At 60.9% G+C, this 12,473-nt stretch carries 12 protein-coding genes and 2 pseudogenes; 11 read left to right on the top strand and 3 right to left on the bottom strand.

The window, feature by feature from the left end; genetic code table 11:
- The first annotated feature begins 102 nt into the window (after positions 1–102).
- The 7 genes and pseudogenes from KZO24_RS28565 to KZO24_RS28535 all read left to right on the top strand — a co-directional run bounded on the left by KZO24_RS28565 (position 103) and on the right by KZO24_RS28535 (position 6,651).
- A pseudogene (locus tag KZO24_RS28565) lies at positions 103–1,424 on the top strand (NtaA/DmoA family FMN-dependent monooxygenase).
- A gap of 33 nt (positions 1,425–1,457) precedes the next feature.
- Entirely contained in the window at positions 1,458–2,198 is a 741-nt protein-coding gene (locus KZO24_RS28560; protein ID WP_486488401.1) for an NADPH-dependent F420 reductase, read from the top strand.
- Between the two features lie 70 nt (positions 2,199–2,268).
- Complete coding sequence (locus KZO24_RS28555; protein WP_486488400.1) at positions 2,269–3,015, top strand: NADPH-dependent F420 reductase; 747 nt, start codon at positions 2,269–2,271, stop codon at positions 3,013–3,015.
- Between the two features lie 90 nt (positions 3,016–3,105).
- Complete coding sequence (locus KZO24_RS28550; protein ID WP_486488399.1) at positions 3,106–3,855, top strand: SDR family NAD(P)-dependent oxidoreductase; 750 nt, start codon at positions 3,106–3,108, stop codon at positions 3,853–3,855.
- 157 nt (positions 3,856–4,012) lie between these two features.
- Positions 4,013–4,492 (top strand): hypothetical protein, encoded by a 480-nt coding sequence (locus KZO24_RS28545; RefSeq protein WP_486488398.1) that lies wholly within the window; start codon positions 4,013–4,015, stop codon positions 4,490–4,492.
- Entirely contained in the window at positions 4,489–5,754 is a 1,266-nt protein-coding gene (locus KZO24_RS28540; RefSeq protein ID WP_486488397.1) for a tannase/feruloyl esterase family alpha/beta hydrolase, read from the top strand. Before KZO24_RS28545 ends, KZO24_RS28540 begins: the two co-directional genes overlap by 4 nt.
- A 33-nt stretch (positions 5,755–5,787) precedes the next feature.
- Positions 5,788–6,651, top strand: coding sequence for an NADPH-dependent F420 reductase (locus KZO24_RS28535; protein WP_486488396.1), 864 nt, complete (start codon positions 5,788–5,790; stop codon positions 6,649–6,651).
- 397 nt (positions 6,652–7,048) lie between these two features.
- Here KZO24_RS28535 and KZO24_RS28530 read toward each other — a convergent pair whose 3' ends face one another.
- The gene (locus KZO24_RS28530) at positions 7,049–7,741 is read right to left on the bottom strand and encodes a glutathione S-transferase family protein (RefSeq protein ID WP_486488395.1); all 693 of its coding nucleotides are present in this window, start codon (positions 7,739–7,741) and stop codon (positions 7,049–7,051) included.
- 107 nt (positions 7,742–7,848) lie between these two features.
- Between KZO24_RS28530 and KZO24_RS28525 the strand changes: the two are divergent.
- Both KZO24_RS28525 and KZO24_RS28520 read left to right on the top strand, forming a co-directional pair.
- Positions 7,849–8,411, top strand: a pseudogene (locus tag KZO24_RS28525) (TetR/AcrR family transcriptional regulator).
- 453 nt (positions 8,412–8,864) lie between these two features.
- Entirely contained in the window at positions 8,865–9,158 is a 294-nt protein-coding gene (locus tag KZO24_RS28520) for a limonene-1,2-epoxide hydrolase family protein (protein WP_486488394.1), read from the top strand.
- A gap of 96 nt (positions 9,159–9,254) precedes the next feature.
- Here KZO24_RS28520 and KZO24_RS28515 read toward each other — a convergent pair whose 3' ends face one another.
- Positions 9,255–10,004 (bottom strand): NADPH-dependent F420 reductase, encoded by a 750-nt coding sequence (locus tag KZO24_RS28515; RefSeq protein ID WP_486488393.1) that lies wholly within the window; start codon positions 10,002–10,004, stop codon positions 9,255–9,257.
- Between the two features lie 253 nt (positions 10,005–10,257).
- The gene (locus KZO24_RS28510; RefSeq protein WP_486488392.1) at positions 10,258–10,878 is read right to left on the bottom strand and encodes a TetR/AcrR family transcriptional regulator; all 621 of its coding nucleotides are present in this window, start codon (positions 10,876–10,878) and stop codon (positions 10,258–10,260) included.
- Positions 10,879–10,992: 114 nt separating this feature from the next.
- Between KZO24_RS28510 and KZO24_RS28505 the strand changes: the two genes are divergently transcribed.
- Together KZO24_RS28505 and KZO24_RS28500 are read left to right on the top strand one after the other, a co-directional pair.
- Positions 10,993–11,871, top strand: a complete 879-nt coding sequence (locus tag KZO24_RS28505) for an SDR family oxidoreductase (RefSeq protein WP_486488391.1) — start codon at positions 10,993–10,995, stop codon at positions 11,869–11,871.
- A gap of 156 nt (positions 11,872–12,027) precedes the next feature.
- Positions 12,028–12,414 (top strand): GFA family protein, encoded by a 387-nt coding sequence (locus KZO24_RS28500; protein WP_486488437.1) that lies wholly within the window; start codon positions 12,028–12,030, stop codon positions 12,412–12,414.
- The last annotated feature ends 59 nt before the right edge of the window (positions 12,415–12,473 follow it).

Raw genomic sequence — 12,473 nt, 5'->3', positions numbered from 1 at the left:
TCGGAGACACTCTCCGTATCTGAGGATAGGAGTGGAGAGTATCTCCATATAGCTTGTCGTTGCCGATTTAATAGTCTGCAATGGCGAGCCAACGAGGGCGAAATGACCAAGCAGATGATCATCGGCATGCATCTGGGTAACGGATACGGCAACCTGCCCGGAGCCTGGCGTGCATCGTCGGTCGATCCTATGAGCTATTCGAGTTTCAATGCGAAGGTGCGGCATGCTCGGGCTGCAGAACGCGGAAAGCTCCAGTTCCTGTTTCTGCCGGATGGTCCCACTCATGTCGGTGACATCGCGAACGAGCCGCCCCACTTCAACCTCGACGTCATGGTCACCCTGGCCGCTATCGCTCGCGAAACGACGCGGATCGGCCTCGTCGCCACCGGATCGACCACGTTCAACGAACCATTCAACCTCGCGCGGCAATTCAAGGCGCTGGACGTCCTCAGCCATGGGCGGACGGGATGGAACGCCGTCACATCGAGCGGCGAGGATATCGCAGCGAATTATGGGGTGCGGTTGCCGTCCAGTGCGGATCGGTACGGACGCGCGCATGAGACGGTGCAGCTGGTCCAGGCGCTCTGGGGCAGTTGGGGCAAGGATGCCTGGGTGCATGATCAGGCCACTGGCCGGTTCGCGCACCCCGAACAGGTCGCCCCTATCAACAGGGGCGGCCAGTACGTCGCCTCGCGCGGGCCGCTGTATATCCCGCCATCGGAACAGGGGCAGCCCGTCGTCTTCCACGCCGGCGGCAGTCCGAACGCCCACGCCTTCGCCGGACGCTACGCCAATGCCGTCATCGGCGCGGCGTTCACGATCGATGACGCGCGCGCGCAGCGTGCCGCGTTTCGTGCCGCAGCCGAGCAGGCCGGGCGAAACCCGGACGAGATCAAGTTCTTCGCCGGCCTGATGACGACGATCGCAAGCGACCGGCGCAAGGGCCTTGATCGCCGGATCGGCTTGAGCGAGCGAATATTTCCCCAGCGCGCTGCCTATCTCGCGCAGATGCTGGGCGTGCGACTGGACCTGGCACGGCTCAACGACCCACTGTCGCCGGAACAACTGGCTAAGGCGCGACCGTCGGCTGCCGACCCGCGCTCGCCCCATGCCTTGAAGATTGCCCGCGAAGGCTGGTCACTCCGCGACGTGCTCGCGCACGGCGTCATCGATTACCACCCTGTCATTGTCGGACCGTCGGTGGAGGCCGCCGATCACATGCAGCAATGGTTCGAGGCGGGCGCAGTCGATGGCTTCTGGGTGTCGCCGGATGTCTACGAGGACGGAATAGACGCCTTCGTCGATGGCGTGGTGCCGATCCTCCAGGACCGCGGGCTGTTCACCGCGACTATGACGGCGCCACCCTGCGCGATCATCTGGGCGCTCCAGTCCAATACGGCATCGATCCGCGCGTCGCGCGCTGACCTCGACCAAAACACCAACTGAAGGAATTTGATATGAAGATCGGCATCATCGGCGCAGGAAATATCGGCGGCACCATCGCACGAAAGCTGGCGGCCGCCGGCCATGCGGTGAAGTTGGCTGGCGCGAAGGGACCTAACGACATCCGCGACAAGGCGGCAGAGATCGGCGCTGTCCCGGTCGCCGCACAGGATGCGGTCAAGGATGTCGATGTCGTCATCCTCTCGATCCCGTTTGCCGAGATCCCCAAGGTCGCCGACATTTTCGCGGACATCCCGGCCGACGTGGTCGTAATCGACACCGGCAACTATTACCCCTTCCGTGACGGGAACATCGCGGCGGTCGACGGCGGCAAGCCGGAAAGCGTCTGGTCGAGCGAGCAACTGGGCCGGCCGGTGGTCAAGGCGTTCAACGCGCTGCTCGCCGAGACGCTGGCCAATGGCGGCACCAAGGCAGGCACGAAGGGCCGGATCGCGATCCCCGTCGCGGGCGACGACGCGCAGGCAAAGGCGATTGCGCGCGAACTGGCCGACGAGGCCGGCTTTGACACGCTGGATGCCGGTGGTCTCGCAGACTCCTGGCGTCAGCAGCCCGGCACGCCGGCCTATTGCACCGAACTGACGCTGCCCGAGCTTCACGATGCGCTGTCCGACGCCGACAAGGCGCGCGCGCCGGTCGATCGCGACGCGCTTATCAAGAGCTTCATGGAAGAGAAGTCCCCGCTCAGCCACGCACAGATCGTCGCCCGCAACCGCGAGGTCACGGCTCCACGTTGACCTTGCGGGGCCGCACGGAGGTCGCGCGTACCGCCTCCCTCCGGCTGATCTTGAACGGAAAGGAACAGACATGAAAATCGGGATTCTTGGCTCCGGCCACATCGGAAGAACCATTGCCCGAAAGCTGGCCGCGGCCGGCCATCAGGTCAAAGTCGCCAATTCGCGCGGACCGGATACGGTCGATGCCGATGCGCTGTCCACTGGTGCCCAAGCGGTCACCAAGGAGGAGGCCGTCATCGGCGTCGAGGTCCTGATCCTTTCGATCCCTTTCATCGGCATCCCCGCGCTCGCGCCGCTGCTCGCCGACCTTCCCGCCGAAACGGCCGTGATCGAAACCTCGAACTATATCCCGGCGCGCGACGACAGGATCGCCGAGATCGAGGACGGGATGGCCGACAGCGTCTGGGTAACAGCGCAACTCGGCCGGCCAATCGCCAAGGCGTGGAACTCGATCTATTCGGTCACGCTGGCGGAAAAGGGCCGGCCGGCCGGCCACCCGGATCGCATCGCGGCCCCGATCGCGGCCGATCGGCCGCGCGACCGCGACGTGACGATGGCGCTGGTCGAGGACACCGGCTTCGACGCCTATGATGCCGGTCCGATCGCGGAATCTTGGCGGCAGCAACCCGGCTCGCCGTCCTATTGCACCGAAGTCACCCTCGCCGAACTGCCGGATGCGCTGGCATCGGCGGACCTCGCCCGCTCGCGCAGGCGGTCGGACCTGGCCTCCAAGGTTTACCTCGAGCGCTTCGAAGCCGGTCACAATCCCGGCGGGGACTTCATCCTCCAGCTTTCTCGGCTTCTGTACGCGGTTTGAATGGCTCCGGGGACGCACGGCAGGACCGACGGGATAACGCTGGCGCAGTGATGCCGCACCCTCACGCGTGATCGAAAAGGAACAAAACGAATGAATGGAATTCTGGAAGGCAAGGTCGCCCTCATCACCGGCGCAGGCTCCGGTATCGCTGCGGCAGCGGCGAGGCTCTTTCACAAGGAGGGAGCCCGCGTCGTGCTGGCGGATGTCAGCGGAAAAGAGGCCGATCTCGCCGCCGAACTTGGCGAGCGCGCGGTGGCTTGCCGGGCGGACGTCAGCAAGAGTGACGATGTCCAGGCGATGATCGACGCGGCAATCACGAAGTTCGGGCAACTGGACATCCTGTGCAACGTCGCCGGGATCACCGGCCCGCAAGGATCGCTGGAAGACGCGCATGAAGAGGATTTCGATGCGGTCATCGCGGTGAATATCCGGGGCCTGTTGCTTTCCATGAAATACGCGCTGCCGCATCTGGTGCGGGACGGCGGCGGCGTCATCGTCAACATCTCGTCCGCCACGGCGCTTGTGGGCATGCCAGGCCTCGCCGTCTATTCGGCGACCAAGGGCGCGATCATCGCCACCACCCGCGTGATCGCCGCCGAATATGCAGGAAAGGGCGTCCGCGCCAACGTCATCTGCCCGGGCGGGATAGAGACCCCGATCTATCTGGAGCATCTCGCCCGGGATCCAGAGGCAGTGAACAAGACCGTCAGCCTCATTCCTGCCGGGCGCGTCGGCAAGCCCGAGGAGATCGCACAGGTAATGCTGTTCCTCGCGTCCGATGCATCGTCGTACATGACTGGCTCGGTCGTCCCGGTCGATGGCGGCCAGACGGCGGTTTGAAGCCGAGCAGGCAATGTCTGCCAGCGGCGGTGCGGCGAAGATGACGGGACGCGGGCAGTCAGGTCGTCGGTGATACTATTCCCGGATTGGAAAGAAACGTATGAGAACCAGCATTAACCTTGCCGCACTGGCGCTTCTGGCGAGCGCCACGGCCGCTTTGCCGGCGCATGCTGCGACGCGCGCAAAGCCGCTTCCCCTCACCTGCGACAACTCGATCGCGGCCAGCTTCAAGCCGAATGCCGACACCAAGGTGCTGTTAGTCAAGGCGTACAGCAAAGGGGATCGGTTTCCGGATACACCGGAGGAAAACCGCTTCGATCCCTCTGCACCACCGACGATCGCGACGGCCGATCTGTGCCTGGTGAAGCTGTTGGTAGGACCGGGCAATGCCGGCCCGGCAGGCGCGCCATCAACTTCCGCCGGAATCGGTATCGAGGTCTGGCTACCGACGAAGGATGCCTGGAACGGCCGCGTCCATGCCATCGGCGGCTCCGGCTGGGCAGGCACTGAAGAAGCCGACCCGGCAAAGATATCGTCCTATACGATATCGAACGATCTGAGTTCGGCGCCGTTCGTGGCCGGTCAGGAAGGCGCCGTCGTGGCAACCACCGACACGGGGCACACCGGGGTGTCATGAATGGCGCCTTCGCCATGAATCCCGACGGGACGATCAACACGACGCTCTGGACCGACTTCTCGTCACGCGCGATCCATCTGCAGGTCGTCCTGGCGAAGGCGCTGGCCGAAGCTTATTATGGTGTGGCGCCGAAATACACCTATTGGGACGGCCTTTCCTCGGGCGGACGCCAGGGCCTGAAGCAGGCGCAACGCTATCCGGAGGATTTCGACGGGATCATCTCGGTCGTGCCGGGGATCAACTGGTCGAAATTCCTGATCGCCAATCTCTATCCCCAGATCGTGATCCAGCGGGATCTGGGTGGTCGCCATATGACGCCCGCCCAATTGAACCTGGTCTCCAACGCGGCGATCGGGGCTTGCGATCTGATCGACGGTAAGCATCTCGGCTTCATTCTCGACAATGCCACCTGCCGCTATGATCCGACGAAGGATCGGGCGGTCCTCTGCGCTGCCGACGGCGGAATCAACCGCACCGCCGACTGCGTGACACGGACACAGGCGCTGGCGATCAACAAGATCTGGTACGGCATGACCTCCGACGGCAGCGTGCCGGATCCTGCGATCGATAACGGGGTCGGTCCGTTGGAGGGCAAGCGCAAGTGGTTCGGACTGCCACGAGGCACAAGCCTGATCGCTTTGGCGGGAGATGCTCCATTCTCGATCTCTGCCGACATGTTGGCGCTGGCGTTGCAGGATCCGACGGTAGCAAGGCCGTCCTTCCACAATGCGAAGGCCAATGGCGCGGATGGCTGGAAATCGATGCGCTACGAACAACTGGCGCAGGCGTTCGACGCCAGCGTCGCGCTGCAGCCGCAATTTGGCGACATCAACACCGACGATCCCGACCTTACCGCCTTCAAGGCGCGGGGCGGCAAGCTCATCCATGTCCAGGCCACAAACGACGAATTGGTGCCCTATCTGGGATCGGTCGACTATTTCGAGCGGGTTCTGGCGAAGATGGGCGGTCTTTCGGGCGTGAATGACTTCTATCGCTTCTATCTGATCCCCGGGATGGCCCACGGCTCACGGAACGGTACGAGCAACCCCGCGGCCAATCCGCCGGTTCTCGCGCCGCGCAAGGCCGAAATCTATGCTCTGCTGACGGATTGGGTGGAAAAGGGCGTCACGCCCGGCAACGTCGTGCTCAAATCGCTCGACGACAAGCCGACTTCGAAGACCCTGCCCATGTGCGTCTACCCTTCCAAGGTCACTTTCAACGCAGGCGACCTCAATAAGGCGGGCAGTTATGTCTGCCGATAAGCGGTCATCTTCTTAAAATGTCGACGGGGCTGTTTGGAAACAGCGGCTTCCCGTCGCTCCGAACAGGAAGATCATCATTCTGCACTTCGAATAAAGGAAACTGCCATGAAAATCGGAATTATCGGAACAGGGCTGATTGGAGCCAATCTTGCCCGGAAATGGGCGGCCGCAGGTCACGCCGTTCGTATCGCCAATGATTTCGACCCTGCTACGCGTGACAACCTTGCGCGAGAGATCGACGCGCAGACGATGCCGGTCACGGCTGTCGTGAAGGATGTCGAGGTGATCGTCGTCACGATCCCGCTCAACGCCATACCCTCGCTGCCCGACGGCTTGTTCGACGGCTTGCCGGGCGACCCCATTCTGGTCGATACCTCGAACTACTTTCCGGCGCGCGACAGAACCATCGCCGCCATCGAGGACGGCATGGTCGAAAGCCAATGGGTCGAACAGCAGCTCGGGCGACCGGTCATCAAGGCGTTCAACAACCAGCTGGCCTACACGCAGGCGCATGAAGGCAGGCCGGCAGGCACACCGGGCAGGCTCGCCATGTCGGTCTATGGCGACGATGCGGGCGCCAAACAGGCCGTCATCGGCCTGATCAACGATCTCGGCTTCGACGGGATCGATGCGGGCCCGTTGGAAGAATCGTGGCGGCAGCAGCCCGGTACCCCGGCCTATTGCACCGAACTGACCGCGCCTGAGTTGCGCGCGGCGCTCGGCAGGGCCGTCGAGGACAGATCGCCCAAACTGCGGGAACTGTCACACCAGCGGCTTAATGCGTTCGGCGACGGCTTCCTCGCATCCTTAGGAACGGGCGAATACACGCTCGGCTATACAAGCAAGGATGTCGTGCGGGTGTACAGGGAACTGGAATCGGAACAGATCCCGGAGTGAGGCCAAGGCTATAACTGATATGGTTCGTAAAACGTTGGCGTTCGGTACAGCAACGACCGATGTCGATGGCCACCATTCTGCGGCCACGATGATATCTAAAGAATTAGAAAGTGAGCGTTGTGCATCTTTACCGATACCTGTGCTTTTCCGATCGCCATCTTTGTCTAATCGTGCCGAAAAGGCGGTCGGGAATCTGTAAAGGCTGGTGGTCGATGGTCAAGAGTGCGTCCGAAATCTTTGACAGCGATGTTATCGGTCGCGCGAGCGTGATGGCGATCGCGGTGCGATAGCTTTGGCCAGCAGCATCAACGTGAAGTGCCCGGAACTCGCGAACTTAGCCAAATCCGCTACACGACCTGCAAATCCGCATCCGCGTCACCCTACAGATAAGACCTTGTTATGACACGGCACTGAGGCGGGCCAGATCTTCCGGGAGCGGCGTCTGACCGGTGCGATTTTTGACACCAGGCCGTTCGGCCACCTTGCTGCGCCATGCATGGAGGGCGGTGAGTTCGGAAGCGATCGGCAAGCCGACAATGTCGGCAAATATCAGGCCGGCAAACAGCGTTATATCGGGCATCGAAAATTTCTCGCCCGTCATGAACGGCTGCGCCGCCAACACATCATTGAAGTAGGGCATACTGGCCACGGCGTATGCGCCGCGCCGCTGGCCCCATTCCTTCGCACCGGTCCAATCGGGCGCCCGCCACGGTCGCAGCGCGGCGCCAAGGCCGGGGGTACCATAATGGAAATAATCGTCAACGGCATCGATCAGCATCATCTCCGCTCGACGCTGCATCATGTGGATGAGACCCTTCTCACGAGGCGTGGTGCCAGTCAGGATCGGGTTACCATCCAGATTGTCGAGATATTCAGTGATGGCCGTCGATTCAGAGATGATGGTGCCATCGTCGAGTTCGAGCACGGGAATCTTCCCGATTGGGTTCATCGCCAGGAAGCTGGGCTGCTTCTGCGCGGCAGCAATGAGATCGACGCTGACAAACTCGACCTGATCATCGAGGCCTTTTTCGGCAAGGACGATCCGTACTCGAGTGGGATGTGGTCCGGCCTGACGGTCATATATCCGCATACGAAAATCCCTTCTATCTACCAGTTGATAGATGATTTAGGCTATCGCTCTCAGGTGCGTCAATGCCTATCTGCCATTTGATAGGCAGCAAAGTGCGAGAGTTCGAAATGAGTAGGAATACCAAGGAGTCGATCCTGGACGCCGCGAGGCGAACCGCGCAGGCGCGAGGCTATGGTGGCCTGAACTTTCGGGACCTAGCCGCAGATGTTGGGATCAAATCGGCAAGCATCCACTATCATTTTGCGAGCAAGGCTGACCTGGGTGCGGCGGTAGCGAGGCGCTATTGGGAAGATGCCGCCATTGCTTTGGAGGCCATGTCCGACGAAACGCCGGACCCGCTAGCCTGTCTGCAGCGATACCCTGGTATATTCCGCGCGGCCCTTTTGAATGACAACCGGATGTGCATGGGCAGTTTCATGGCTGCAGAATATGACGACCTGCCGGATCTTGTGAAAAAGGAAGTGCAAACCTTCGCCGACGTCAATGTGGCTTGGATTGGCAGGCAACTATCCGCGGCCTCGATCGTCCCGATCGAGAACAGCGAAAAAGGGCACGGGCTATCTTCGGGGCCATTGCCGGAGCGCAACTCCTGGCAAGAAGCCGGTCAGATATCTCCTTATACGACGCGGTGATCGAAGACTTCCGTGACGTTGGGCTTTTGCCTTCCTAGACCTGATGGCCGGCCTCTTGGCGGATCTCTGAGAAAAAGATGTCGTCGACGGGCAGCTGTTTTGACGAACTGGATCATATTGTCGTCATGGACCCCCTGTCCAATTTTTCGGTCCCGGAGAACATGGATAAGAGAACCGACGAATTATATGCGAACGGGTTCCGTGAGATAGTGTTCGTCGTCCTGCGTGACACCGTCGATGCGGAATCGAAGAACCTGGAGCGTCTGGGCGAGTAATCAACTCGTTCAACCAGCGGCTATAAATGAAAAAATCACCAACTCAGAGGCGTATTTCTACAGTTCCGTTTTCAATTTAGTTATGAATATAAAGGAGATATATCATGCAGGATGCACTTTCCATCGTCCGTGAATTCATCGCCGCTATGGACGCGGATACGGACGGCATCGTGGCTGCTTACCGTCGTTGGTTTACTCCCTCGACCGTGTGGGACAATGTTGGATCTCGCCAAGACCGAGGGGGTGGACGAAGCGATTGCGCTGATAAACCAACTAGGCGCAAACTTGGGAATGGCCTCGATGAGGTTTGAATTGCTTGCCATTGCCTCTGTCGGCGACAAGGTTCTGACCGAACGGATCGATTATATGTACGATGCGTCGGGTAATCTACTGGCCTCCATTCCGCTGATGGGGATTTTTGAACTGGACTTGGACGGCAAGATCATGCGCTGGTCGGACTATTTCGACACCGCTGGATTTCAGGCGGGATTGGCCGGTGCTAACAAATAAGCGCGGTGCCGAGGTCGAGCCCGGTAAAGCGCTACTGATCGTTTGCGGATGCCGAGGCGTCGCGCCATCGCGGCGAACGCCTCGGCATCGGCTATATTACATGAACAGCGCGCGGCTTGCGCGGAGGAGATGGTCAGGATCCGGAACGGTTGCCGTGCCGCCCGACATGCGCTCCATGACGACGGCGATCAAGAGGTCGCGTCGGGCGGGTGAGCGCGCCGCATCGGCCGCCGCAAGCGCCGCCGGCAGCTCGTCGCGACGGAGATCCGTGCAGTAGCAGGGCGCGCCGGCCTGCTGCCGCCACGAGTCGGCCAGCGTGCCGGCATCGAACGCGTCGAGGCCGGTGTCTTCCACCAGCGCCATGGCGACGGCGCGCTCCCGATCGCTATCGGCGGCGACCGGAATGGCGAGGCGGTCGGGATCGCCCGCAGGCTTGCCATTCGTTGCCAGCGATCCGGACCCAATGCAGTTCCACGCCTTTGCAACCTTCCGGCCCAACTGCGCCGAGACCCATTCGCTCTCGACCTGACCATTATCCAGAGCCGCGATTTGGCCGTCGCGCCCCGGGTAATAGTTCGACGTGTCGATGATGACGGTCTCTGCATCGACGTCGGCTATCAACGGCGCAACGCCCGGAATGCGGTCGAGCGGGATAGAGAGGATCAGCGCATCGACGCCGACGACGGCCTCCGCTGCGGTGACCGCCCGAGCGCCCGCCGACAGGGTTTCTGCGTCGATCGTTTCCGGTCCGCGTGAATTGGCCACCTTCACGTCATGCCCGGCCGCGCTCAGCTTCTGAACGAGAGTCTTGCCGATGTTGCCTGTGCCGAGAATACCGATTTTCATACTACGTCTCCTTGTTTGATTTTCAGTCCGTCCGCGGGTGAGCGAGAGCGTCCAGCGCTCGACGGAGTTCGTCGAGATGGTTCTTCATCAGTTGGCATGCCGTCTTGGTCCGATCAGTCACGCCCATTACTTGCGCCTCGACCGTGCGACCGCATCGTGTCATCAGCCCGGCTTCTTCCATGAGCCATGGCGCTATTATCCAACACATTAAATGGGATCGACATACGGCTCGTCCGCGCGCTCGATGTCCTTATCATGCGCCCTCGGTTTCCAGGAGTAACCGGGCTGCGTCACGATTGGCTTTGGCTATGCCTTGGTCCGACGTCGTTTGCGCCATCACGATCGCACCCTGGATCAACGACAGGATCTGAAGCACGGCTTTTTCGGGATTGCTCAAAGCCAAGGGCGCGATGAGCGTGCTGACCAGATCATGCAGGCTCCCGAAATAGTTGGCGATCGTTGCTTTAATCTCGGGCGTGTCTGCGTCCGGTCCGAACTCGGCCAGTCCCTTTACGAAGGGACAGCCACGGAACGGCTGTTGCTGGAACGCTACATCGAGCGCGTCGAATATCGCGAGCACGCGCTCGACTGGAGACAGGCTGGGGCGATCAGTCGCGATCGCGAGCATCTGCAGCCAGGCTGCGGTCTGTCCGCGAAGGTAGTCGGCGATGAGGCGCGCCTTCGAGGGAAAATGCTTGTAAAACGTCATTTTGGCCACGCCGCTCTCGGCGATGATCCTGTCGATCCCGACCGTGTGGATGCTGTGCCGATAGAACAGGTCTGATGCGGTTCTCAGGATGCGTTCCCGTGGAGGGAACACGGCAGGCGCCGGGCCATCGAAATTGGACAATTGCTGGGTGCCGCTGTTTTCCATGATTACCATATAATGCGTTTTTCACCTATGGACAGACCGACCTGTCTATTTTTCTTGCTCAAGTAGACAGACCTGTATACCCGTGCGCCATCTCCAACGATGACGGGATCTGGAATGAGCAACAAGGTAGTGGTCGTGACCGGCGCGAGCAGCGGGTTTGGGAAGCTCACGGTGCTGGAACTGGCAAGGCAGGGACATATTGTTGTCGCGACGATGCGCGACATCGACGGGCGTAACAGCAAGATCCGCGGCGAACTGATCGAAACCGCCCAGGCGCAAGGCAATCCGTTGCAGGTCGTCGAAATGGATGTCGCCGATGACGCGTCAGTTCAGGTGGCCATCGACGGCGTCATCACGCAGCACGGCAGCATCGACGTGCTGGTCAACAACGCAGGACTGATGCCGATCGGGGTGACCGAGGCCTATACGATCGCCGACGTCGAACGGCTGTTCGCGGTCAACTTCTTTGGTGCGATCCGAACCGATCGGGCGGTCCTGCCGCATATGCGCGCCGCCGGCAGCGGACTTCTGATCCAGGTCACTTCGCTGATGGGGCGGATTACCATTCCGTTCTTCGGCGTCTATTCTGCGAGCAAGTTTGCCCTCGAAGCCCTTGCCGAAACCTACCGCTATGAATTGTCCGGCTTCGGGATCGACTCTGTCATTGTCGAGCCGGGTCCGTTTCCCAGCAACCTCATTTCGTCCAGCCCGCAGCCCTCTGACGCGGGTGTGCTGGCCACTTATGGCGATGTTGCCGCGATTCCAGGGCAGATCAAGGCCAATGCGGACCAGTCGCACGATCCTGCGCATCCGCCCCGACCACAACTTGTTGCCGATGCGATTGCAAAGCTCGTCCAGGCAACGGGGCGCCGTCCCCTGCGGACGGTCGTCATGCCTGAGGGCATGGACTTTGGCGTCGAGCGGCTCAATGAAGCCGTAGCGCCCATCCAGAATGACCTGCTCAAGATGATGGGCATGGAAGCCATGATCTGACGACAATTTCGTTCGTCAGATAGATTGCGCCGCCTGCGGTATGGCCTGGATCAGCTATCAGGCAGGAAGCAGGCGGGCAGCAATGCGGCAGAACCTTTCCCGAATTCCATCCCGCCAGAATATGCGCAGATCGTTACCTCAGCCACGGGAGTTTTTATGCATAAAGGCAGTTGTCTCTGCGGAACCGTGAAATACGAAGTCCGCGGCGAGCTCGGTCCAGCAATCTATTGCCACTGCTCACGGTGTCGCAAAGCGACCGCGACCGCATTTGCGACCAATGCTGCCGTGGCGGCCAGTGACTTCGTGGTCATCGGGGGCGAGGCTGCGCTCAAGGCGTTCGATTCTTTGCCAGGCGTTCAACGCGTCTTCTGTTCAAACTGCGGCTCGTCGATCATCAGTCGCCGCGATACCATGCCAGATGTCGTGCGCTTGCGGCTGGGGACGCTCGATACGCCGCTGCCGGCGCCGCCGACCGCACATTATTTCGTCGTATCGAAAGCCGAGTGGTACGATATAAACGACGAGTTGCCGCAGTTCGCGTAACGCCCGCGACGTCTGCCAGGCGGAGGGAGCCGGCTGGAACTTTCGTGATCCGGTACTTT

The organism is Novosphingobium sp. NFX11 (assembly GCF_057376415.1).
This window is presented reverse-complemented; position numbering and strand designations above follow the sequence as displayed.